At 31.4% G+C, this 22,848-nt stretch carries 24 protein-coding genes; 22 read left to right on the forward strand and 2 right to left on the reverse strand.

Annotation, left to right across the window (positions count from 1 at the left end; translation table 11 throughout):
* Nucleotides 1–30 precede the first annotated feature (30 nt).
* From CA_RS02625 to nrdG, 7 genes are all read left to right on the forward strand, one after another.
* Complete coding sequence (locus tag CA_RS02625; protein ID WP_010963797.1) at nucleotides 31–1,086, forward strand: HD-GYP domain-containing protein; 1,056 nt, start codon at nucleotides 31–33, stop codon at nucleotides 1,084–1,086.
* Nucleotides 1,087–1,110: 24 nt separating this feature from the next.
* On the forward strand, nucleotides 1,111–2,337 hold the full coding sequence (gene pepT, locus CA_RS02630) for a peptidase T (RefSeq protein WP_010963798.1): 1,227 nt from the start codon (nucleotides 1,111–1,113) through the stop codon (nucleotides 2,335–2,337).
* A 177-nt stretch (nucleotides 2,338–2,514) separates the two neighbouring features.
* A complete protein-coding gene (locus CA_RS02635) occupies nucleotides 2,515–3,819 on the forward strand; it encodes an ectonucleotide pyrophosphatase/phosphodiesterase (protein WP_010963799.1) in 1,305 nt (434 codons plus the stop codon).
* A gap of 80 nt (nucleotides 3,820–3,899) precedes the next feature.
* Nucleotides 3,900–4,169, forward strand: coding sequence for an ACT domain-containing protein (locus CA_RS02640; RefSeq protein WP_010963800.1), 270 nt, complete (start codon nucleotides 3,900–3,902; stop codon nucleotides 4,167–4,169).
* Nucleotides 4,170–4,185: 16 nt separating this feature from the next.
* Nucleotides 4,186–5,541, forward strand: coding sequence for a PFL family protein (locus CA_RS02645; RefSeq protein WP_010963801.1), 1,356 nt, complete (start codon nucleotides 4,186–4,188; stop codon nucleotides 5,539–5,541).
* A gap of 456 nt (nucleotides 5,542–5,997) precedes the next feature.
* Entirely contained in the window at nucleotides 5,998–8,106 is a 2,109-nt protein-coding gene (locus CA_RS02650; RefSeq protein WP_010963802.1) for an anaerobic ribonucleoside triphosphate reductase, read from the forward strand.
* Nucleotides 8,107–8,183: 77 nt separating this feature from the next.
* Nucleotides 8,184–8,645, forward strand: coding sequence for an anaerobic ribonucleoside-triphosphate reductase activating protein (gene nrdG, locus CA_RS02655; protein WP_010963803.1), 462 nt, complete (start codon nucleotides 8,184–8,186; stop codon nucleotides 8,643–8,645).
* On the opposite strand, the gene CA_RS02660 is transcribed toward nrdG, so the two are convergent.
* Nucleotides 8,646–9,281, reverse strand: a complete 636-nt coding sequence (locus CA_RS02660) for an MBL fold metallo-hydrolase (protein WP_010963804.1) — start codon at nucleotides 9,279–9,281, stop codon at nucleotides 8,646–8,648.
* Between the two features lie 180 nt (nucleotides 9,282–9,461).
* Here CA_RS02660 and CA_RS02665 point away from each other — a divergent pair, with 180 nt between their 5' ends.
* From CA_RS02665 to CA_RS02680, 4 genes are all read left to right on the forward strand, one after another.
* Entirely contained in the window at nucleotides 9,462–10,391 is a 930-nt protein-coding gene (locus CA_RS02665) for a CPBP family intramembrane glutamic endopeptidase (RefSeq protein ID WP_010963805.1), read from the forward strand.
* A 76-nt stretch (nucleotides 10,392–10,467) separates the two neighbouring features.
* Nucleotides 10,468–11,814 (forward strand): phosphoglucosamine mutase, encoded by a 1,347-nt coding sequence (gene glmM / locus CA_RS02670; RefSeq protein ID WP_010963806.1) that lies wholly within the window; start codon nucleotides 10,468–10,470, stop codon nucleotides 11,812–11,814.
* 160 nt (nucleotides 11,815–11,974) lie between these two features.
* Nucleotides 11,975–12,826 (forward strand): YihY/virulence factor BrkB family protein, encoded by an 852-nt coding sequence (locus CA_RS02675; protein ID WP_010963807.1) that lies wholly within the window; start codon nucleotides 11,975–11,977, stop codon nucleotides 12,824–12,826.
* A gap of 86 nt (nucleotides 12,827–12,912) precedes the next feature.
* Entirely contained in the window at nucleotides 12,913–13,527 is a 615-nt protein-coding gene (locus CA_RS02680; RefSeq protein ID WP_010963808.1) for a hypothetical protein, read from the forward strand.
* A gap of 65 nt (nucleotides 13,528–13,592) precedes the next feature.
* Here the strand turns inward: CA_RS02680 and CA_RS02685 are convergent, their stop codons facing one another.
* On the reverse strand, nucleotides 13,593–13,841 hold the full coding sequence (locus CA_RS02685) for a TM1266 family iron-only hydrogenase system putative regulator (protein ID WP_010963809.1): 249 nt from the start codon (nucleotides 13,839–13,841) through the stop codon (nucleotides 13,593–13,595).
* 341 nt (nucleotides 13,842–14,182) lie between these two features.
* Here CA_RS02685 and CA_RS02690 point away from each other — a divergent pair, with 341 nt between their 5' ends.
* The 11 genes from CA_RS02690 (at nucleotide 14,183) to ftsX (ending at nucleotide 22,793) form a co-directional block, all read left to right on the forward strand.
* Nucleotides 14,183–14,524 carry a DUF6514 family protein gene (locus CA_RS02690; RefSeq protein ID WP_010963810.1) on the forward strand — a complete coding sequence of 114 codons (342 nt, stop codon included), beginning with the start codon at nucleotides 14,183–14,185 and terminating at the stop codon, nucleotides 14,522–14,524.
* Nucleotides 14,525–14,756: 232 nt separating this feature from the next.
* A complete protein-coding gene (acpS, locus tag CA_RS02695; protein ID WP_010963811.1) occupies nucleotides 14,757–15,131 on the forward strand; it encodes a holo-ACP synthase in 375 nt (124 codons plus the stop codon).
* Nucleotide 15,132: 1 nt separating this feature from the next.
* Complete coding sequence (locus CA_RS02700) at nucleotides 15,133–16,641, forward strand: bifunctional ADP-dependent NAD(P)H-hydrate dehydratase/NAD(P)H-hydrate epimerase (protein WP_010963812.1); 1,509 nt, start codon at nucleotides 15,133–15,135, stop codon at nucleotides 16,639–16,641.
* A gap of 43 nt (nucleotides 16,642–16,684) precedes the next feature.
* Nucleotides 16,685–17,320 (forward strand): germination lipoprotein GerS-related protein, encoded by a 636-nt coding sequence (locus CA_RS02705; protein ID WP_010963813.1) that lies wholly within the window; start codon nucleotides 16,685–16,687, stop codon nucleotides 17,318–17,320.
* A 129-nt stretch (nucleotides 17,321–17,449) separates the two neighbouring features.
* Nucleotides 17,450–18,610 (forward strand): alanine racemase, encoded by a 1,161-nt coding sequence (gene alr / locus CA_RS02710; RefSeq protein WP_010963814.1) that lies wholly within the window; start codon nucleotides 17,450–17,452, stop codon nucleotides 18,608–18,610.
* Between the two features lie 117 nt (nucleotides 18,611–18,727).
* On the forward strand, nucleotides 18,728–19,048 hold the full coding sequence (locus CA_RS02715) for a CopG family ribbon-helix-helix protein (RefSeq protein ID WP_010963815.1): 321 nt from the start codon (nucleotides 18,728–18,730) through the stop codon (nucleotides 19,046–19,048).
* Nucleotides 19,008–19,376 (forward strand): type II toxin-antitoxin system PemK/MazF family toxin, encoded by a 369-nt coding sequence (locus CA_RS02720; protein ID WP_010963816.1) that lies wholly within the window; start codon nucleotides 19,008–19,010, stop codon nucleotides 19,374–19,376. Before CA_RS02715 ends, CA_RS02720 begins: the two co-directional genes overlap by 41 nt.
* 83 nt (nucleotides 19,377–19,459) lie before the next feature.
* Nucleotides 19,460–20,095, forward strand: coding sequence for a thiamine phosphate synthase (gene thiE / locus CA_RS02725; protein ID WP_010963817.1), 636 nt, complete (start codon nucleotides 19,460–19,462; stop codon nucleotides 20,093–20,095).
* 153 nt (nucleotides 20,096–20,248) lie between these two features.
* Nucleotides 20,249–21,088, forward strand: a complete 840-nt coding sequence (locus CA_RS02730; RefSeq protein WP_010963818.1) for a YitT family protein — start codon at nucleotides 20,249–20,251, stop codon at nucleotides 21,086–21,088.
* 123 nt (nucleotides 21,089–21,211) lie between these two features.
* A complete protein-coding gene (gene ftsE, locus CA_RS02735) occupies nucleotides 21,212–21,898 on the forward strand; it encodes a cell division ATP-binding protein FtsE (protein ID WP_010963819.1) in 687 nt (228 codons plus the stop codon).
* A complete protein-coding gene (gene ftsX / locus CA_RS02740; protein WP_010963820.1) occupies nucleotides 21,888–22,793 on the forward strand; it encodes a permease-like cell division protein FtsX in 906 nt (301 codons plus the stop codon). The genes ftsE and ftsX overlap by 11 nt, the downstream gene beginning before the upstream one ends.
* The last annotated feature ends 55 nt before the right edge of the window (nucleotides 22,794–22,848 follow it).

Genomic DNA, 22,848 nt, shown 5'->3' on the forward strand with positions numbered 1-22,848 from the left:
TAATATATTTTAAGAAGGAAGTGCCTACTAATGAAGATAGTTTTTCTTAAAGATCTTAAAGCCGATGAAGTAATAGCAAAGGATATATACAATGAAGAGGGTAAGCTTCTGATTACTGCCGGTACAAAGGTTGGTAGAGGAAGTATAAGTTTTTTAAAAAGAAATAATGTTTTTTTAGTTCATATTGAAGATGAAAAATTAAGTGATATAAAAGTAGATAAGAAATTAGAAAAACTGAAAACAAAAACACTTACGAAAATGCCGCTCATATTTAATAACATACTTACAGGTGAATATAAAAATACTATGGAAGCTATGGAAACTGTTGATGAGCTTGTAGACTATATAGTTGATAAGGGAACTGTAAATACTAATCTTTATGAGGTTAAGCTTTATGACGACTATACTTACATACACTGCCTAGATACAGGTATAATGGCAGCTTTTTTAGGATTATCCATGGGATTAAATACAGCAAGAATAAAAGATTTAAGTATTGCAGCTATGCTTCACGATATTGGGAAAACTAAAATTCCTAGTGAAATCATAAATAAAAAAGAAAAGCTTACTGATCAAGAGTATGCAATTATAAAAAATCATCCTGCCTATGGAAGAGATATATTAAACTCCATTGGAATGTTGAGTGAAGAAGTTATAGATGGGGTTTTTAATCATCATGAAAGATATGATGGAAGTGGTTATCCTAGAGGATTAAAAGGAAATGAAATATCTCAATTTGGTAGAATAATAAGTATATGCGATGTGTTTACTGCTGTAAGTGCAAATAGGTCTTATAGATTGAGGTTTAAGCCTAATGAAGCATATGAACTAATATTGTCGGGTTCGGGAAGTATGTTTGATCCTGATTTTGTGGATGAGTTTAGAAATACATTTTTTATTTATCCTCTTGGTTCGTGTGTAAGACTTTCTAATGGGGTTGAGGGATATGTTGTAAAGCAAAACAAAAGTTTTCCAGATAGACCAGTTATCAGAGTTATATATGAAAAAGATAAAGCAAATTCAATTTCTCCATATGAAATAGATTTATTGCAACATAATGATATAATTATAGAAGAGGTTATTTAATAATTATAGAAAGAGAGTGATTTTATGGAGGAAGTAATAGAAAGATTTTTAAAGTACGTAAAATTTGATACTCAATCTGATGAAAATTCAAACACTGTTCCTAGTACGGATAAACAATTAAAGCTGGGAAAAAATCTTGTAGAAGAATTGAAAGAAATAGGACTTTCAGGAGTATCTATTGATGATAATGGATATGTTATGGCATATTTGCCAGCTAATATAGAGAAAAATGTACCAGCTTTGGGATTCATATCACATATGGATACTAGTCCGGATATGAGTGGAGAAAATGTTAATCCTCAATTTGTTAAAAATTATGATGGCAATGATATTGTTCTAAATAAGGATAAGAATATAGTTCTTTCTCCAAAGGATTTTCCAGAAATATTGAAATATAAAGGCAAAACTTTAATAACAACAGATGGAAACACTCTTTTGGGAGCAGACGATAAAGCTGGTATTGCAGAAATAATTACAGCTATAAGCTATATTTCAAAGCATCCAGAAATAAAGCACGGAAAAATTTGCATAGGATTTACTCCAGATGAGGAAGTAGGAAGAGGCGCTGATTACTTTGATGTTAAAAAGTTTGGAGCAGATGTTGCCTATACTGTAGATGGCGGAGATTTTGGTGAGCTTGAATATGAAAACTTTAATGCTGCTAGCGCTAAAATAACAGTACATGGTAGAAATGTTCATCCAGGTTCTGCTAAGGATAAGATGATAAATTCTATTTCTGTTGCAGAGGAGTTTATGAGGCTTATGCCAAAAGAACAGGCTCCGGAGTATACTGAAGGTTATGAAGGTTTCTATCACATAGTTGACTTTCAAGGTAGTGTAGAGGAAACTAAACTTCAATATATAATAAGAGATTTCTCTAAGAATAAATTTGAAGATAAGAAGAAGCTAATGCTTGATGCTGCTAAATTTATAAATGAGAAATATGGAAGAAATTTAGTTGAAATAGAAGTTAAAGATCAGTACTATAATATGAAAGAAAAAATTGACGAAGTAAAATATGTTGTTGATATAGCATATAAGGCAATGGAAGAAGTTGAGGTTAAGCCATTAGTAAGACCTATAAGAGGAGGAACGGATGGAGCAAGATTATCTTTTATGGGACTTCCAACACCTAATTTATTTACTGGTGGAGTAAACTTTCATGGTAAATTTGAATATATTCCTACTTTTGCTATGGAAAAAGCAGTAGAGGTAATAGTTAAGATAGTTGAGCTATATGCTGAAAAATAATAAAAGGGTTTCTGGGTTTGTTTTAAACCTAGAAGCCCTATTACATTTAACTATAGCTTAATAAATGGACTATTTTTAAATGATAATATTAAAAAATAAAAGCTGGCTCAGTTTATAAAGTTGCACGCTAGTTTTATATAAAAGACAAATAATATATTTCGGAGGGATAAGCGTAATATGAAAGCTAAAGCGAAGCATCTAATAGTAATATCTATAGATGCCCTAAATGCAAAGGATTTTGATTTTATAAAGGAGCTTCCTAACTTTTCAAACATAATAAATAATGGTTCATATGTTAGGGAGGTTACAGGAGTGTACCCATCTGTTACATACCCATCACATACATCAATAATAACTGGAACCTATCCAGAGAAGCATGGAATATTTAATAATGAAAAAATGCAGATAGGAGTAAAAACCCAAGAATGGTATTGGCAAAAGAAGTATATTAAGGTACCAACTTTAGTAGATATTGCACTTGAACATGGTATGAAGGTTGGAAATGTTTTTTGGCCAGTTATGGGTGGAGCTAAAATTCATTATAATTGTCCTGAGGTTTGGAGTGTAAAACCATACACAAACCAAGTTATAGCATCACTTGTAAACGGAACACCATTATTTCTTCTTAAATTAATATTGAAGTTTGGAACTACATTAAAGGGGGCAGAGCAGCCTAATTTGGATGACTTCTTATGTAAGTCAGTATGTTATATGGTAGAAAATAAAAAACCTAATTTAACATTATTGCACTTGAACGAAATAGATCATGCAAGACATAAATTTGGTTTTGCTTCTGAGGATGTTTATGAGGGTTTAAAAAGAGAGGATAGGAGATTAGGAGAAATAATAGAGGCTTCAAAAAGAGCTGGAATATATGATGAAACTGCCTTTATTGTTTTAGGTGATCACGGATTTTCTGATGTAGACTATAAGATTTGTATTAATACTGCTTTTGTGAAAAAAGGACTCATACACTTAGATAGAAAGGGAAAGATAGTAAACTGTAAGGTATATGCAAATTATTGCGACGGATCTAACCAAATAAAAGTGATGGATCCTCAAAATATTGACGAGGTATCAAAGCTTCTTTTCGATATGAAGGATAGTGGAAGGTACGGTATAAAAGAAATATATACTAAGGAAGAAGCGGCTAAGAAGAATATCAGAGGAGACTTTGATTTCATGCTCGAAGCTGAAGATGGATATTATTTTGACAACGGCTGGAATGAAAAAGATGTGATTGTGAAAATAAAAAAGTCAAGAAGTAGGGCACATGAAGAAGGGTACTTTGCAGCAACTCACGGATATGATCCTCTTAAAGAAGGTTATAGAACGTTTTTTGCAGCATTTGGCTGTGGTATAAAAAAGGGAGTTACAATAGAAAATGCTAATCTTGTAGATGAGGGACCTACTATGGCAGCTATACTTGGACTTGAAATGAAAAATGTAGATGGTATTGTACTAAATGATATTTTGATGTAATATACTAAATATTTTTGCTATATTCATAGTAAGAATTTTGTATTATAATTAAATCGTATATTATAAAAGGAGGCTATTTTATGAAAGCGATTATTACAGTTATAGGAAAAGACAAGGTTGGTATCATTGCTGGGGTAAGTTCTATTCTTGCTGAAATGAAAATTAATATTCTTGACATAAGTCAAACTATAATGCAGGAATACTTTACTATGATAATGCTTACAGATTTGTCCTGTTCGGTTGTTTCTTTTGATAAGGTTAAGACTGAACTTGATGAAAAAGGTAAAAAACTTGGGGTTTCAATCAAGATACAGGATGAAGGCATATTCAACTCAATGAACAGGGTGTAAAGGAGATTAAAAATCGATGAATACTAACGAGATCATGAGTACAATAAAAATGATTGAAGAACAAAAACTTGATATACGTACAATAACCATGGGTATATCTTTAAGAGACTGTTGCAGTTTTAATGGAGAAGAATCCAGAAAGAGGATTTACGATAAAATAACCAGATATGCACAGGATTTGGTAAGAGTTGGAGAAGAGATAGAAAGAGATTATGGTATTCCTATAATCAATAAAAGAATTTCAGTAACTCCAATTTCAATGATTGCAGAGTCATCTGATGATAAAGACTATGTTGAGTATGCTAAAACTTTAGATAGAGCAGCTAAAGCAGTTGGAGTTAATCTCATAGGAGGATTTTCAGCACTTGTCCATAAAGGATGCACTAAGGGGGATAAGATCTTATTACAGTCTATCCCAGAAGCGTTACATACTACAGATATTGTTTGCTCATCTGTGAATGTTGGAAGTAGCAAAACAGGAATAAATATGAATGCAGTTAAGCAAATGGGACATATAATAAAGGATGTTGCAAATTTAAGTGCCTCAACTAACGGAATGGAATGCATGAAGCTTGTTGTATTTGCCAATGCTATTGAGGATAATCCTTTTATGGCAGGAGCATTTCATGGGGTAGGAGAAGCTGAATGCGTAATAAACGTTGGGATAAGTGGTCCTGGTGTTGTTAAGGCTTCACTTGAAAAGGTAAAGGGCGAACCATTTGATGTGGTTGCTGAAACAATAAAGAAGACAGCTTTTAGAATCACTAGAGCTGGCCAACTTGTTGCTAGAGAAGCGTCTAAAAAATTAGATGTTCCATTTGGAATAATAGATTTATCACTTGCACCAACTCCAGCAGTTGGAGATAGTGTTGCAAGAATAATAGAAGAAATAGGAGTTGAAGCGTGTGGTGCTCCAGGAACAACGGCAGCACTTGCATTATTAAATGATGCCGTTAAAAAGGGCGGAATAATGGCTGCTTCACATGTTGGAGGACTTAGTGGTGCTTTCATACCTGTAAGTGAAGATGAGGGTATGATAGCTGCAGTTAAGAGCGGTGCACTTAATTTAGAAAAGCTTGAAGCTATGACTTGTGTATGTTCAGTAGGACTCGATATGATAGCAGTGCCTGGAGATACACCAGCTGAAACAATTTCTGGAATAATTGCTGATGAAGCTGCAATAGGAGTTATAAATAATAAAACTACAGCAGTGCGTATAATTCCAGCAATAGGAATGGGTGTAGGTGACAGCGTAGAATTCGGAGGACTTTTTGGAACGGCACCTGTAATGCCTGTAAGCAAATTTTCTTCGGCTGATTTTATTAATAGAGGTGGAAGAATACCTTCACCAATACACAGTTTTAAAAACTAATAAATTTTGCGTTATGAAAATGAGTTGTATTTTCATAACGCTTTTTTAATATATATTTATCTATTATGGTTTTTAATATGGTAAATATGCAATTATAGTGATATTAACTTACATATGCTTAATAATACTAATGATATTTTTAAATTAAGATGGTATATACGCCTTTATAATTAATATCAACTAGTTTTCCATATCTTCCACTGAATAGAAGAGTGGTTAAAATGATAAATATTCTTTCAATTTAGGTTTACATTAAGTTATGGAAGTCATACCAAAGCATCAATCATGATTTCAAAAATATCAAATACAGTATGGCGGAGAAAAACATAAGAAATAAAGTCCATAGTGACTAAAAATTGAATTACAATGCAATATGTATATTTTAGATTTTGATATAAAAAAAGTACTAATGTATAATATCAAAGTACAAGATATAGTGTATTGGAGGGCATTTGTATGCTAAATGTAGTAAAAAGAGATGGTAGACAGGTAGTATTCGATTCTAATAAAATATTTAATGCCATAAAAGGAGCGGCCGATGAGATTGGCTATGACATTAAGCAAAGTGATATACTTGAATTAACTCAAAAAGTTATAGGAAGAGTTGAGGATTTAAAGATAAGAGAAATTTCAGTTGAGGAAGTGCAAAACTTAGTTGAGGAAGTGCTTCTTGAAAACGGAAATAAGGAAATAGGTATGGCCTATTGTACATATAGAAAAGAGAGAACAAAGGTAAGAGAGATAAAATCTGATCTTATGAAGGTTATAGAGAAAATCGGAATAGAAACTGATAGAGATAATGCTAATGTTGGAAACAACTATAGTTCAAAGCTTTTAAGAATAGCTAGTGAATCTAACAAATGGCACAATCTTTCTGCTATGCCTAAAAAAATATCTAGAGCTCATGAAAATGGAGATATATATCTACATGATTTAGATAGTTATAATTTGAGTATAAACTGTCTTCATATTCCAACAAAGGAAGTTCTACAAAGTGGATTTAATACAGGTTATGGATATATAAGACCACCAAAGAGAATAGAGTCAGCTGCGGAGCTTTCATGTATACTTCTACAATCAACACAAAATGATATGTTTGGAGGTCAGTCACATCCTGATTTTGATAACGATATGGCTGAATTTATTGAGGAAACTAGAAGACAAATAAGACATGAATATGAAGAAATAGGTGTTGAAGCGGATAAGCTAGATGAATATGTTGAAAAAAAATTAGTGAGAATCGTTGGGCAGTCAATGCAGGGTATAGTTTATAATTTAAACACAATGCATAGTAGGGCCGGTTCGCAGGTCCCTTTTTCATCTATAAATATTGGAATACCTCAATCTAAGGATGCAGCACTTGTGTGCGAAATATTTTTAAAAGAATACGAAAAAGGACTTGGAAATGGTGAACAACCAATTTTCCCTAATATAATTTTTAGAGTTAAAAGTGGTGTGAATAGAAACGAAAATGATCCATACTACTATTTATTTAAACTAGCTTGTAGAGTTGCAGCTAAAAGAATGAACCCTACGTTTATGAATATAGATGCTGATTTTAATAAAGAGTATTATGATAAGGGATATATTCCAGCAACAATGGGATGTAGAACTTATTTAATGTCAAATATAAATGGAGAACCAGGAGTAAAGGGAAGAGGAAATATAGCACCTACAACCGTTAACTTACCAAGAATAGGTATACTTGCAAAAGGTGATGTAGATAAATTCTTTGAACTTTTACATTCAAGACTTGAAATCGCAAAAGAAAGCTTGCTTCACAGATATAGTGTGCTTAAAAAGTTAAAGGTTAAAGATTTACCGTTTGTTGTAGGACAAAACCTTATGAAGGGTTCTGAAAATTTAAAACCGGATGATTCCATAGAACCAGTTCTTAAACAAGGTACATGGGGAGTTGGTTTTATAGGACTGGCTGAAACACTTGTAGCCCTTACAGGACATCATCACGGAGAAACAGAAGAAGCAAAAGAGCTTGGAATTAAAATAGTTTCATATATAAGAGATTATCTTGATGATTTAAAGAAGCATATAAAGCTTAATTGGAGTTGTTACGCTACACCAGCTGAAGGCTTATCTGGAAAATTTATTGCTAAGGATAAAGTTATTTTTGGAGAAATACCAGGGGTTACAGATAAGGATTACTATACTAATAGTTATCATGTACCAGTTGGTTTTGATATATCTATAAAGGAAAAAATAAATATAGAGGCACCTTATCATAAATTATGTAATGGTGGACATATATCCTATATAGAGCTTGATGATTATGGCGATGAAGAGACAATAATGAACATAATTAAATATGCATATGAAAATACAAACATAAATTATATAGGAATAAACTTCCACATAAGATATTGCAAGGATTGTGGAGAGTATTTGGATGCATCAGATATGAAGTGCAAGAAGTGCGGAAGCCACGATATTCAGGGAATATCAAGAGTTACAGGATATTTAAGCCTAGATGAGAGATTTGGTGTTGGAAAGGCAGCAGAAAGAGCTGATAGAATATCACAAGGAACTGCAAAACACTGTTATAAATAATAAAAAAGCTTCTTCATTTTACTACAAGGTATTACAGTGAAATGAAGAAGATTATTTTTACATAGGTGGGGGATTTTATGGAACTTAGAGTTGCGGGTTTTTTAGATAATTCAATGGTGAATGGAGAGGGACTTAGATCTGTATTATTTTTATCAGGCTGTAGGAGAAGATGCCCGGGATGCCAGAATACGGATATGCAGGATTTTAAATACGGCGAAAGTGTTTCTGCGGAGGAAATATTTAATAGAATTAAGAGCAATGTTCCTATAATAAAAGGGGTGACTTTTTCAGGTGGAGATCCTTTAGAACAAGCTGAAGGGTTAATTAATATATCAAAGGAAATAAAGAAGCTAGGTCTTAATATATGGTGTTATACAGGATATACATATGAAGAGATTTTAAAAGAAAAAGATTCCAATAAGCTTGAACTACTGAAATACATAGATGTTTTGGTTGATGGAGAATTCAAAGCTGAGTTAACAGAAAATGCACCTAAGTACGCAGGTTCAAGCAATCAGAGAATTATCAGGTTAAAATAACTACTTAATGGAGAAAATTTTAACCTGATTTTTTTCATTTGTTTTCGTGTCTAAGGTTAGTACATTGCTTTGGAGTCTTTCTGCATTTTTCATACTCATTATAAATTTCTCGGCGCCTTCAAGAGGTAAAATAGTGAAGGTGGTTTTATAATGCATAGGAAGTATGATATTACTATTGATTTTTTTACATAGTTGACCAGCCTCTGCGCCATCTATTGTAAAATTACCACCTACAGGAATCATGAGTACATCTACATTTCCAAGACTTTTCACTTCCAAATCAGATAAAACGTAACCTATATCCCCAAGATGGCATACATTAAAACCGTCTATGTTAAACAAAAAAATAGTGTTTTCGCCTCTAGCGGCACCATGTACATTGTCATGAAAGGAAGGTATACCCTTTATGGTTATGTCATCGATTTTATAATCTCCAGGTTTATCAATTACTTTTGGCGAATTAGTAACACAGTCGATAAAGTCATGATCAAAGTGATGATGGCTTACAGTTATTATGTCAGCCTCACCCTTAAAGGTAGGGTATCCTATGGAATTGTTGAACGGATCTAGTAATATTTTTTTATTTCTGCTGGTTTCAATAAGAAAACACGATTGACCATACCAAGTAAATTTCAATTTTATCACCAACTTTCTTATGTATTATAGTATTAATGTATAAAACTTTCAATATACATAGAATATGTTATTTAAAAAAAATACATTAATGGTATAATTATAGATATATTTTACTCATGTACAGCTATTTTACATAGGCTCAATTTCTTTAAGAAATACTATAAATGAGGAGGAAATAAATTGAAAAGAATAACAAAGGCTAATATATTTTTTCTTGCCTTAATAGTGCTTCAGATAATTGGGGGCACAATTATACAACAGTTTAATACAAAGCTTAGACCTAATTTTGCTATTGCGCTTATAGTTACTCAAATTGTGCTTTTAATTATTCCTAATTTAGTTTATATCTTAGTTACTAGACAGTCATTTAAAAAAGTTTTAAGGTTTAATCCCATTAATTTTAAAAGTGCATTTATTATTATATTGGTAGCTTTATTTTTTATACCTATTGCAAGCTTCTTAGCAAACTTTACGGGATTATTTTTTCGTAACAATGTAGAAACTGTAATAAGGAATATGAAGGGTACACCTCTTTTAGAAATGATCTTTGTACTGGGCATAGTACCAGCATTCTGCGAAGAACTTTTAGTAAGAGGTTCTATTTTGTCGGCATATAAGGGAATATCAATCAAAAAGGCAGCTTTAATAAATGGATTTTTGTTCGGAGTTTTGCATCTTAATCCGCCTCAATTTTTGTATACCTTTGCACTTGGTACAATTCTTTCTTATCTTGTATATTCATGTGATTCTATATTTGCATCTATGATTGCTCATTTTATATTTAATAGTTTTAGTGCTGTAGTGTCTTGGTTTGCAATGAGGCAAAATGCAAAACCAACAGGAAATGCAATTAGAAATCTTCCTGCAAATCAGAAGATTGCAACTTTACTATTTGGAGCAGTATTAGCGGCTGTAGCGCTTGGTGTTATTATTATACTCATAAGAGAACTTATGGATATGAATAAAGATAAGATAGAAAGTCAAAAACAGGATGAAGCTGTTAGAGAAGAGTACAATATATCAGATAAAGTTATTGCAAGTGTTCCGGTTTTGTTTTCTGTAATATTGTTTTTAGATTATATATATGCTAATCTATATAAGATATTATAAAAATATGAAGTAATAATTACAAAAGTTAAAATGTAATATTTTAATAATAGTGGATTAGAAAGGTAGGATAATATCTATGGGTAGAATGTTTGGAACTGATGGAGTAAGAGGAATAGCCAATAAAGAACTTACAGCAGAGCTTGCATATAGACTTGGAAGAGCAGGAGCGTATGTTTTAACAAATGAAACTCATAAACCTAAAATATTGGTTGGTATGGATACTAGAATTTCAGGCGATATGCTTGAAGCTGCGCTTGTTTCAGGTATACTTTCTGTTGGAGCTGAAGCTGTATGTGTTGGTATAGTGCCTACTCCTGCGGTTGCTTATTTGACTAGAAAATACAAAGCAGATGCTGGTGTAGTAATATCTGCATCCCATAATCCGGTAGAATACAATGGAATAAAGTTTTTTGATGCAAAAGGTTACAAGCTATCAGATAATCTTGAGGACGAAATTCAGAAAATTATAGAAAGTGACTTTGAGGGAGTACCGCTTCCTACTGGTGAAAGTGTTGGAAGAAAGGTTGTAGAGGAATCTGCAGAAGAAGATTATATTAAGTTTGCCAAAAGCACTATAGGAACAGATTTAAAGGGAATGAAAATAGCTCTTGACTGTGCAAATGGAGCTGCGTATAAAACTGCGGTAAAAACCTTTAGAGAACTTGGTGCCCAGGTAACTGTTATAAACAATGATCCAGATGGAATAAATATAAACTGTAACTGTGGTTCTACACATCCTGAGGAATTGATGGATTATGTTGTTAAGAAAAATTGTGATTTAGGTCTTGCTTTTGATGGTGATGCTGATAGATGTCTTGCTGTTGATGAAAAGGGAAACCTGATAGATGGTGACTTTATAATGGCTATCTGTGGTAAGTACTTAAAGGATAAAGGTGAATTACATAAGGATGTAGTTGTTGTTACTGTTATGAGTAATATGGGATTATTTTTAGCATTAGATAAAGCAAATATTAAAACAGTAAAAACTAAGGTTGGAGACAGATACGTTCTTGAAGAGATGTTAAAAGAAGGATACAAGCTTGGTGGAGAACAATCTGGTCATATAATATTCTTAGACTATAATACAACAGGAGACGGACTTGTAACGGCTCTTAAGATATGTTCAATAGTAAAAGAGAGTAGAAAAACACTGTCAAAGCTTGCATCTATAATGCATAAGCTTCCACAGGTACTTGCAAATGCAAAGGTGCCTAATAATAAAAAGGATATATACCTTGAAGATAAGGAGATATCTGATGAAATTAAGAAGATTGAGGAAGAACTGCATGGTAAAGGTAGAGTATTAATAAGGCCTTCTGGTACTGAGCCTTTAGTTAGAGTTATGCTTGAGGGAGAAGATCAAGATAGACTTAATACTTTAGCTCATGGTTTAGCAGAGTTAATTGAAAAGAAAGCAAACTAGTGAATTTTTAGAGATTATGTAAAATTGTAAAGTGGTTTTACATAATCTCTTTTTGTTTATTTGTTGATACTGTGAATATTATGCTTGGAAATGTTAATAAAAAAATAAGAAATGTGGATATAATATATAATGAAATTTATATAGGGAAGGGAAGTATATTATGTCTGCAAAATTGTTAAGGATAAAAAACTACGTTTCTGTATTTATAAAAAGGCTTATTGATGATGGAATAATTGCTTTATCCTCTCAACTTGCATATAGTCTTATATTTGCTTTTTTTCCATTCTTAATATTTCTTATGACACTTGTGGGATTCAGTAGTATTAAAAGTAGTGATGTACTTGAGGCGATGAGAAAAGTTGTACCATATCAAGTATATGGGTTAGTTAAAAATATCGTAAAGGAAGTTGTAGATACTAAAAATGGTAAGCTTCTTTCTGTAAGTTTAATAACTAGTATTTGGTCTTGTGTTTCAGGATTTAATGCTGTAATAAGAGGTTTAAACAATTCCTATAAAGATAATGAAAGAAGAAGCTTTTTAAAAGTACAGCTTATATCAATAATTTTTACATTTGGATTAATAATAACTATATTTTTTGCAATGCTTTTAATTGTATTTGGTGATATAAATGAGGAATTAATCATAAAGAAATTTGGAATTAACGAGTTTTTTGGATATGGAGTTTGGGATTTGATAAAATATGGGATTTTAACAATAGGAATGATTTTTTCATTTGCAGCATTATATAGATACACTCCAGCTAATAAACACAAGTGGAAAATGGTATTTCCAGGAGCTGTAATAAGTGCACTTGGGTGGGTAATATCATCTATATGCTTTACATACTATGTAAACAATTTTGGAAATTATTCGAAAGTATATGGAAGTATAGGGGCAGTTATAGTTCTGATGACTTGGCTTTTTATAATATCTTTTATAATAATTTGTGGAGGCGAAATAAATGCAGTTTATTTTGAAATAAAAAATCCCAATAAATTAACAAAATCATAAGATTATATGTATTTACATAGGGAGTGTTTTAGTGTAAAATTTAGAATTGCAGAAGGTAATAATAATTTTAGAATAGAGGTAAAGTGGTGAAAGGCTTTTGGTTTAAAATAGTTTTAATTTTTGTTGTATTTTTAGGTGTTTTTATGTTATTTGGATGTAATAATAAGGATAAAAATCAAAATAGTAAAAGAAAAGTTGGTAAGGAAAATTCCATTAAACCAGAAGAAAAGAAATTTATTAATGAGTATTATAGTGATGAGGTTAGTGGTGATTCAAAAGGCTTGAGTAAATTCTATAGCAATCCTGAAAGCTCAAATACTTTGGCAATAAAGAAAAAACTTGAGAATTTTGGAATAACAAAAATAAATCTTATTGGAATATACAATGTTAATTCCAAAAATAGATTGAAGATAATGGTGTCAGCTTTTAATGCTTATTTTAAAGGAATTAGCAAACCGAGACCAGATATAGAAATAGTAACGCTTATTAATAAAGATAATTCTTGGTATTTTTTAAATGACGAATCTATTCTTAATGATAATGAACAGCAGTGGTTAGAAGATGAGAAAGAAAAGCAAAGAAAGTTTATAGTAAGTAATAAGAAAATACAAGATATATTAAAACTCAATAAGACATTTGATGATGAGAATCTAGGATACATGAGGGCTTGTCAACAGAAGTTTTTAAGTGATACAAAATAGCGAATAAAATTATAACTCATACGTATAAAAATATGTATGAGTTTTTATATACGGTTTTACAATAATTAAGCTTTCTTTGAAACAGCTGATTTTACGCTTACGCCAGGTATTCTACCAAGTTTACCAGTAAGGGAGCTTAATTCATCCATGGTACCGTCTACAATTATAGATATTACCGAAATTCCTTTTTCTCTATAAGGTATGCCCATCCTTCCGACAATTACTGAGCTGTGCATATGAAGAATTTTATTTACTTCTTGTGCCATGCTTATATCATCTAGAATTATACCGACTACGGCAATTCGCTTATCCAATATACAAACATCTCCTTATGTAAAAATTCATAACATAATTATATCATTAAAGTATCAGGAATTATGAAATAGTTATATTAAAAAAATTTGTGTATTAAATGAAATATTGCGACATGATTTTGCAATATTTACTTGAAATAAATAGTGATAAGTATACGCTTAAAAGTTTAATCCAATTATTGCTGTAAAAAAAATGAAGAAAAATAGTAATAATGGATTAATCATTCTAATAATGTGTCGGAATTTAAAGTATGAAAAATTTTTGAGTGTTTCATATAGTGACATAATATTTCTGAAAATTATGATAACATGTTTATATAAGGTTGATTGGAGGTTTTGTTATGCAAGTAGTTGAAATTTTGAAGAAAAAAGTTGAAATGGTGGATAGGGTTTATGAATACGAGTACAGACTTATAAAAGGGGAATTAACAATATGTCATAAATATGACAATACAAAAATACAATCTTACGGTATAGAAGTTGAGAGAAAAGATTTTGTGGACAATAAAATAGTTAATATTGAGAGGGACGATATTAAAAATATAAGCGTGGAAAAAGAAAAAGTACATAATCTTATGGAGATTCTATATAAAAATGTGGTTTCGCCAATACATTTTATAGAAGTTATAGGATCCTATGTAGATAATTATACAGCTGACTTTGATTTTGATTTTGTAGGTTAAGCTGTGGACAAGTCGGATTCATAAATTATATATTAGATGAAAAATAAGTGGGTGAAAAATCAGAGTTTTATAATTTAAATTATAACTCTGCTCTTTCACTATTTTTATGCAATCAATTCTAAAATAGTCAGTAAAACATTTAAATTTAAGCAATAGCTAGTAGTAATGCAGAAGTTTGTTCTTTATAGTATAATAAATTTCGCAATCTATTTTAAAATTAAGAGGTGTAGTTATGATTAAAGGAGTTGGCGTTGATATTATTGAAATAAATAGAGTAAAGAACGCTATTGATAGAAATTATAAATTTATTGAAAAATTGTTTAGCAGAAGAGAAATAGCATATATAAAAGCTGAAAAGACAAAGGCACAATACATAGCAGGAAGATTTTCTGCTAAAGAAGCTGTTTCAAAAGCACTTGGAACTGGTTTTAGAGGCTTTAGTTTTAAAAATATAGAAATTCATAAGGATGATTTAGGAAAACCAATAGTAGTTTTAAATGGAGGTGCAAGAGCTATTGCTGAAGGTTATGGAAAATACCAAGTTCAATTAAGTATTTCTCATGATAGAGAAAAGGCTATAGCTTATGCTGTTTTGGAGGTGTTTTAAGGTGAAAGTTGGTACCTCAAAAATTATGAATAAGATAGATCAATTTTGTACTACAAGTTTAGGAATACCAGGAAATATTCTTATGGAAAACGCGGCTCTAAAAGTAGTAAAAAACATAGGAGAAGAATTTAAGGATATAGTTTTAGTATGTGGTGTTGGAAATAATGGCGGAGATGGAATGGCATGTGCAAGACACCTAAATGCAATAGGAAGAAATCTAAAGATATTTTGTGTAGGAAATATAGAAAAGATGAGTAGCGACTGTAAATTTAATTACGATATACTGAGCAATATTGGGATACAAGTGATAAATTTAGCGAATGAAGATGATTTAGAAGAATTTAAAACGGCTGTTCAATCAGCTGACCTGATTTTAGACTGCATATTTGGTACAGGACTTAGTAGAGAAGTTAAAGGCATATATAGAGATGTAATCTCCATAATAAATGATGAAGGAAATTATATTATGGCAGTTGATACACCTTCAGGTTTAAGCAGTGATACTGGAATTGAAATGGGGATAGCCATAAAAGCACATAAGACAATATCATTTGTTATGTACAAAAGAGGTTTTTTTAGATACAGAAGCGAAGATTACACAGGAGAGATAGTAATAGAAAACATAGGAGTACCTAAATTTGTAATAGATAAATTTCATGAGAATGAGTACATAGTAGACGAAGAAATGGCATCGAATAGTATTATAAAAAGAGATAAGTATGCACATAAAGGTAACTTTGGAAGAGTGGCAATTTTTGCTGGAGCAAAGGGGTATTCTGGAGCAGCATATATATCCACAGAAGCTGCTGTTAGATCAGGTTCTGGTTTAATTACCTTATGCACAAAAGAGGAATTACAAAATTTACTAAGTAGCAAACTTGTAGAGGCTATGACTGCTAGTTTTAACGATAAAGAAAAAATTGAAAAAATTATTACTTCAAGTGATGCAATAGCTGTAGGGCCAGGAATGGGAAATACTGAAGAAACTTTTTATAAAGTGAAGGAAATTTTATCTACAGCATGTTGCCCTATTGTGATTGATGCAGATGGAATAAACGTTCTTAAGGGGAGGCTCGATACATTAAAAAATAGTAAAAATAAAGTAATACTCACGCCTCACCCAGGTGAGATGTCAAGAATATCAGGTGTATCTATTGAAAAGCTTGAAAAGAACAGAATAGATATTGCTAAAAATTTTGCAGCTAAATATGATGTAATAATAGTTTTAAAAGGGTATAAGACAGTAATAACAGATGGTAAAGAGGTTTTTGTAAATACAACTGGCAGCAGTTATATGGCATCAGGTGGAATGGGCGACTGCTTAACAGGAATTATAGTGTCGTTAGTTGGACAAGGATATTCGCCTATTATGGCAGCGGCTATTGGAACTTTTATTCATGGATATTGTGGTGATGTGTTAGCAAATAAGATGGCTAATATAACAGCCTCTGACATATTGAAGGAAATTCCATATTCAATAAAAAAAATTAGTTATAATAAAATGAGATAGTTGTGAATATTAATTAAGTAATAGAAATTTTAAGGGGAATTGCATGGAGAAAGGTAAAAAAGTATTCATACCTATAGTTACAGCTGTTTTCTTAATATTAGTTTTAGCAATTTTTATGATTTACTATTTTATAAATAGAGAACATGAAAAAGATATTGTTGAATACTTAAAGGACTTAAAAAGCTATAGTTGTAGTATAAATATTGAAGTAAAAAATGGGAAGCAGCATATTGAATATAATGGAAAACAAATGTATAGACTCGGTTCGGGATATAGACTGGAGTTGAACGATAAAAAAAGAGTTATGATATATAAGGAAAACAAAGTTTACGTTCAAGATGTAGAAAATAATAAATCATATACACTGCCACTCAAAGTTGATGATGTATATAATATGACATTTATAGGTAAATACATTGGCATGTTGTACACTGCTGAAAATATAAAATATTCTATCAAAAGTATAGAGGGAATTCAGTATGCCCTAATTAAAATAACAATACCATGTCAGAACAAAAATATGAGTTACGGTGTACTTTATGTGGATTTAAAAGATAAGTGTCCAACTGAACTTAAAATATATGATGTAAAAAATGAGGAAAGATTAAGAGTACAATATAAAGAGTTTCAGCCCGATCCTAGTTTAGAAGATAACTTATTTGAGCCAGTTAATATGTAATTATGTTTGCAGGTGGTTCTTGATATAAGAATAGTTTTTATGTATCATTTGTAGAAGCAGAGTTTTTTAATTTTGTAGTTTGAATATTATAGTATTTGTTTTAGTTATAATAATAAGGATGGTGGGCGAATGTTCAGACATATAAGACCTGTATGGGCTGAGATAGATTTAGATAATATTGCATATAATATGCAGCAAATTAGAAGGTGTTCAAAAAGTGATGAAATAATAGGGGTAGTTAAGGCTGATGCATATGGTCATGGAGCTGTTGATGTAGCACCAGTACTTTTGGAGAATGGTGCAAATCGTCTTGCGGTTGCTGTGATAAGCGAAGCTGTAGAACTGAGAAAGTCAGGAATTCAATGTCCGATAATGATTTTAGGTTATACACCCTTAAGTTTGGTGGATAGTATTATAAAATACAGTATAGAACAAACTGTTTTTTCATATGATTATGCAGAAAAGCTATCTGAGGCAGCAAGGCAAAAGAATATAACGCTTAGAATCCATATAGCATTAGATACAGGGATGGGGAGAATAGGATTTTTGCCAACAGAGGAAAGTGTATGGGAAGTTTATAAAATAAGTAAACTTTCAAACATAATAATAGAAGGAATATTTTCACACTTTTCAACATCTGATGAGACAAATAAAGAATATACGTATGCACAATTAAAGAAGTTTGAATGGTTTTATAATGAATTAAGAAAGAAAAATATTAAAATAAATATAAGACATATAGGCAACAGTGCTGCCATAATGGAATTGCCAGAAACTCATTTTGAGGCTACAAGACCTGGCATTATACTATATGGATACTATCCATCAAATGAGGTTGACAAGAATAAGTTAAACTTAAAACCCATTATGACACTTAAAACCAATGTGGTTCATATAAAAAAAATGATGCCTGGTGAATATGTTAGCTATGGCAGAAAGTTTAAATGTGAAAGAGAGAGTATTATAGCTACACTTCCTGTTGGATATGCAGATGGATATACCAGGATGCTTTCAGGCAAGGCAAAAGTAATAATTAATGGTAACTATGCGCCTGTTATCGGGAGGATTTGTATGGATCAATGTATGATAGATATTACTGATCTTCCAAGCGTTCAAGTTGGAGACGAAGTTGTAATTATGGGTGAAAGTGATGATAAAAAATTTACAGCAGACGATATGGCTGAAATCATAGGAACAATAAATTACGAAGTTATTTGTATGATAAGCAAGCGTGTACCACGCGTTTATATAAAGAATGGGGAAGTTGTAAAAATAAGGAATTACGTGTAGCGAATTTTATAGAAAAACCTTAAGTTTTAGCAAATCCTTTGACATATTGACACTTGATGAATTATAATCAGTATATACATATATTCGTTATAGTTGATAGGAGGTATTAATTTTTGTATGTCAAGTTCAAAGAGATTAGTAGTTAACCTCTCAGAAACACTTTATGACGAGTTTAACAAAGCACTTAAGGAAGATTGTAAAAAAAGAAGTGAATTTATTAGGGAAGCTATAATATTATATATAGAGGAGAGAAAAAAACTTCAACAGATAGAACTCGTAAAAAAAGGATATAGTGAAATGGCTAAATTAAATATAGAAATTTGTGAATGTGGTTTTTCCTCTGATTTAGAAGATTTGAATCAATATGAAGTTATGCTATCGGAGAGTGATTTGCTTGATGACAATAGTGGTAAAACGAGGAGATATATTCTATGCTGATTTGAGTCCAGTAGTAGGCTCTGAACAAGGAGGAATACGACCTGTCATAATTATTCAAAATGACATGGGTAATAAGTACAGTCCTACGGTGATTGTTGCGGCAATAACATCGCAGATAAATAAAGCAAAGCTTCCAACGCATGTGGAAATTTCTTCAGAAGATTATGGTTTAAACAAAGATTCTGTTGTTTTGCTTGAACAGATAAGAACTTTAGATAAAAGAAGGCTTAAAGAAAAAATAGGTCATATGACAGATATGGATATGAAAAAAGTGGATGAGGCGCTTTTAATTAGTATAGGTCTTCAAAATATGTTTGAGAGTGTATAGGACGAAAGTTATACTAAATTTAAATTAATAAGCACTATTCTTATCGAATGGTGCTTATTTTTGTGAGGTTAGGAGGAGTTTTTGTGAAAAATGTTGACTATAAATTATATCTTGTTACAGATAGAAAAGTTTTGAAGGAAAGAGATTTATACAAATCAATAGAAGAGGCTATAAAAGGTGGGGTTACCCTAGTTCAATTAAGGGAGAAAGAGATGTCTACCTTGGACTTTTATGAGTCTGCACTTAAGCTTAAAAAAATAACAGAGACATATAAAATACCTCTTATAATAAATGATAGAATTGATATAGCACTGGCAATAAATGCTGATGGTGTACATATTGGACAAAGCGACATGCCGCTGATTAAGGCACGTGAATTATTAGGGAAAGATAAAATAATAGGTGTTTCAGCTCATAGCATTGAGGAAGCTTTAGAAGCGGAAAGAAATGGAGCAACGTATCTTGGAGTAGGTGCTATTTATAATACTTCAACCAAGGGTGATGCTCAAGCTGTAAGCCTCGAAGAACTTAAGAATATAAAAAATAGCGTTAAAATACCAGTGGTAGGAATAGGGGGAATAAATGAGGAGAATGCTAACAAGGTAATTGAAACTGGTGTTGATGGAATAAGTGTCATATCTGGAATACTTTCAGCACAAAAAATTAAAGATAAGGCTAGAGTTATGTTTGATATAGTTAAAAAAAATTCAACTAAATAAGTCGTATACACCAAAACTTTGTTGAGGTCTTAGATATTTTGCATATATAGCCTGATTTTGCCTTGAGTTCAATGTAGAGTGTGAACAAAAAGTAAATTTTAAACTAAAATCAGAAAAAATGCACAAACTAACTACTGGGTGAGGAGGATAGATATGAAAAAGTTTAAAGAGTATTTATATATAACATTAGGTTTTCTAATAGTAGCCGCTTCAGTTAAGTTCTTTTTTGAACCAAATAATATAGCTGGAGGTGGGGTAACGGGATTTGCAATAATTATAAATGAATTTTTTAAAACCCTTTCAGTAGGTTTAATTACATTTGTGTTAAATGCAGTGTTATTTGCAGTAGCAATGATATTTATAGATGGAAACTTTGGAATTAAAACCTTGTATTCCAGTTTTGGACTTTCAGTTTCATTATGGATTATGGATAAATACATAGTATGTCCACCGTTAACTAAAAATTTACTACTGGCGACTTTGTTTGGAACTCTAATATCAGGTATAGGAATGGGAATTTGTTTTAATCAAAATGCGTCCACAGGTGGAACGGATATACTTGCTAAAATGATGAATAAGTTTTTTCATATGGATATAGGGAAAGCACTTCTTTTGGTGGATTTTGTTATAACACTTTTTGCAGGATTTACACTTGGGGCAGATCTTGGAATGTATTCTTTACTTTCAGTTATAATAGGAGGCTTTGTTATAGATAATGTTATAGAAGGATTGAATATATGCAAGAAGATAATGGTTATAAGTGATAAAAATGACGCAATAAGTGAATTTATAATAAAAGAACTAGAAAGAGGATGTACAATTATAGATGGAAAAGGTGGTTATACTGGCAAGGATACTTACATATTATATACTGTACTCAATAGAAAAGAATTTATAAGGCTTAGAATATTTATAAAAGAAACTGATCCAAATGCTTTTATAACAATAAGTGATGCAAAGGAAGTTCTTGGAGAAGGTTTTAAAGAAATTTAGAAAACTTAATACTATGTTAATAAATGGCGTTTTGTATATTTAGCATAGTATGTTATAATAAGAGTAGTTTTGTTGATTTGTGATAACAGTTTTGTAGAAAAAAAAGATAAGTGGGAGAGATATATGATAGAATTTAAAAATGTTAATAAAACATACGGAAATGATGTAAAAGCTCTTTCTGATATAAATATCTCAATCGATAGGGGAGAGTTTGTATTTGTAGTTGGTCCAAGCGGAGCAGGTAAATCAACTTTTATAAAATTGCTTATGAAAGAAATTGAACCTACTTCAGGAACTATAATAGTAAATGATGTAGAAATATGTAATTTGAAAAAGAAGCAAATACCGTACTATAGAAGAAAGATAGGTATGGTGTTTCAAGATTTTAGGCTTATACCTACTCTAAATGTTTATGAAAATGTAGCATTTGCAATGAGAATTGTTCAAGCAGGTCATAAAGAAATAAGGAAAAGAGTTCCTATGGTTCTAGCGCTTGTTGGGCTTTCAAGTAAGGCAAATGACTTTCCAAGTCAACTTTCCGGAGGAGAGCAGCAAAGAGTTTCACTTGCAAGAGCGATAGTAAATAATCCTGCAGTCTTGATTGCAGACGAGCCTACAGGAAATCTTGACCCAGATACAGCAAACGAGATTGTTAATATAATGAATGATATAAACAAAGCAGGAACAACAGTAATAATGGCAACCCATGCTAAAGAAATAGTAAATGACATGAAAAAAAGAGTTATAGCAATAGAAGATGGTATGGTTGCTAGAGATGAACGAAGGGGAAGATACGATTATGAGAGTTAGTACATTAAAGTTATTTTTTATAGATGCTCTTAAAAGTTTAAAAAGAAATAAGACTATAAGTACTGCAGCAGCAGCAACAGTAGCGGCAACTCTTTTTATACTAGGAGTATGTTTATTGGTGCTTCTTAACGTAAAAACAGGAATAAGCGATGTAAGATCCAAAGTTCAGGTACAGGTTTACTTTAAAGATGATATAACAATAGATGAACAAAAAATTGTTTTAAATAAGTTGGCGGACGTACCAGGCATAACAGGAATAAAATTCGAAAGTAAAAGTGATGCTTTAGCTAAATTTAAACAACAACTAGGAAATGATAATAAAACATTAGTTGAAGGTATGGATACTAGAAATCCTATGCCTAATTCATATGTTGTAAGTGTTTCGGATTCTGATTATGCATCAGGTGTGGTTAAAGCTCTTAAAGATAAGAATGGATCTACTTTAGATGGAATAGAGAAGATACAGGATGGAAGAGAATTAGTAAATAAGATAACCACTATAACAAATACAGTTCAATGGGTTGGAATTGCTATATTTATTATATTGGCGGGTGTGTCATTGTTCTTAATTGGAAATACTATAAAACTTACAGTATATTCAAGACGTAGAGAAATAGGGATAATGAAATATATAGGTGCGACAGATTGGTTTATAAGACTTCCTTTTGTAATAGAGGGAATGATTATAGGTATAGCAGGAGCGCTTGTAACAATTTTGGTTGTATATAACTTGTATAGAGTTCTCTTTAATAAGATAAGAAGTAGTTTCTTAACAATGAATATAATACAGCCTTCATATGTATTGACTTTTATGTCCTGGGAATTTATTTTAGCAGGAATGTTTATTGGAGCATTAGGAAGTATTGTAGTTATAAGAAAGTTTCTTGATGTGTAGCCTAAATTTATGTTGATCTTTTGATATAAGGATTAAATTAAGACCACTCCAACCT

Source organism: Clostridium acetobutylicum ATCC 824 (assembly GCF_000008765.1).
GTDB lineage: Bacteria > Bacillota > Clostridia > Clostridiales > Clostridiaceae > Clostridium_S > Clostridium_S acetobutylicum.

Excerpts from the sequence above, each read along its gene's own strand:
- CA_RS02625 (WP_010963797.1), top strand. The coding sequence starts at position 31 with ATGAAGATAGTTTTTCTTAAAGATCTTAAAGCCGATGAAGTAATAGCA.
- pepT (WP_010963798.1), top strand. The coding sequence starts at position 1,111 with ATGGAGGAAGTAATAGAAAGATTTTTAAAGTACGTAAAATTTGATACT.
- CA_RS02635 (WP_010963799.1), top strand. The coding sequence starts at position 2,515 with ATGAAAGCTAAAGCGAAGCATCTAATAGTAATATCTATAGATGCCCTA.
- CA_RS02640 (WP_010963800.1), top strand. The coding sequence starts at position 3,900 with ATGAAAGCGATTATTACAGTTATAGGAAAAGACAAGGTTGGTATCATT.
- CA_RS02645 (WP_010963801.1), top strand. The coding sequence starts at position 4,186 with ATGAATACTAACGAGATCATGAGTACAATAAAAATGATTGAAGAACAA.
- CA_RS02650 (WP_010963802.1), top strand. The coding sequence starts at position 5,998 with ATGCTAAATGTAGTAAAAAGAGATGGTAGACAGGTAGTATTCGATTCT.
- nrdG (WP_010963803.1), top strand. The coding sequence starts at position 8,184 with ATGGAACTTAGAGTTGCGGGTTTTTTAGATAATTCAATGGTGAATGGA.
- glmM (WP_010963806.1), top strand. The coding sequence starts at position 10,468 with ATGGGTAGAATGTTTGGAACTGATGGAGTAAGAGGAATAGCCAATAAA.
- CA_RS02675 (WP_010963807.1), top strand. The coding sequence starts at position 11,975 with ATGTCTGCAAAATTGTTAAGGATAAAAAACTACGTTTCTGTATTTATA.
- CA_RS02690 (WP_010963810.1), top strand. The coding sequence starts at position 14,183 with ATGCAAGTAGTTGAAATTTTGAAGAAAAAAGTTGAAATGGTGGATAGG.
- acpS (WP_010963811.1), top strand. The coding sequence starts at position 14,757 with ATGATTAAAGGAGTTGGCGTTGATATTATTGAAATAAATAGAGTAAAG.
- CA_RS02705 (WP_010963813.1), top strand. The coding sequence starts at position 16,685 with ATGGAGAAAGGTAAAAAAGTATTCATACCTATAGTTACAGCTGTTTTC.
- alr (WP_010963814.1), top strand. The coding sequence starts at position 17,450 with ATGTTCAGACATATAAGACCTGTATGGGCTGAGATAGATTTAGATAAT.
- CA_RS02715 (WP_010963815.1), top strand. The coding sequence starts at position 18,728 with ATGTCAAGTTCAAAGAGATTAGTAGTTAACCTCTCAGAAACACTTTAT.
- CA_RS02720 (WP_010963816.1), top strand. The coding sequence starts at position 19,008 with ATGACAATAGTGGTAAAACGAGGAGATATATTCTATGCTGATTTGAGT.
- CA_RS02730 (WP_010963818.1), top strand. The coding sequence starts at position 20,249 with ATGAAAAAGTTTAAAGAGTATTTATATATAACATTAGGTTTTCTAATA.
- ftsE (WP_010963819.1), top strand. The coding sequence starts at position 21,212 with ATGATAGAATTTAAAAATGTTAATAAAACATACGGAAATGATGTAAAA.
- ftsX (WP_010963820.1), top strand. The coding sequence starts at position 21,888 with ATGAGAGTTAGTACATTAAAGTTATTTTTTATAGATGCTCTTAAAAGT.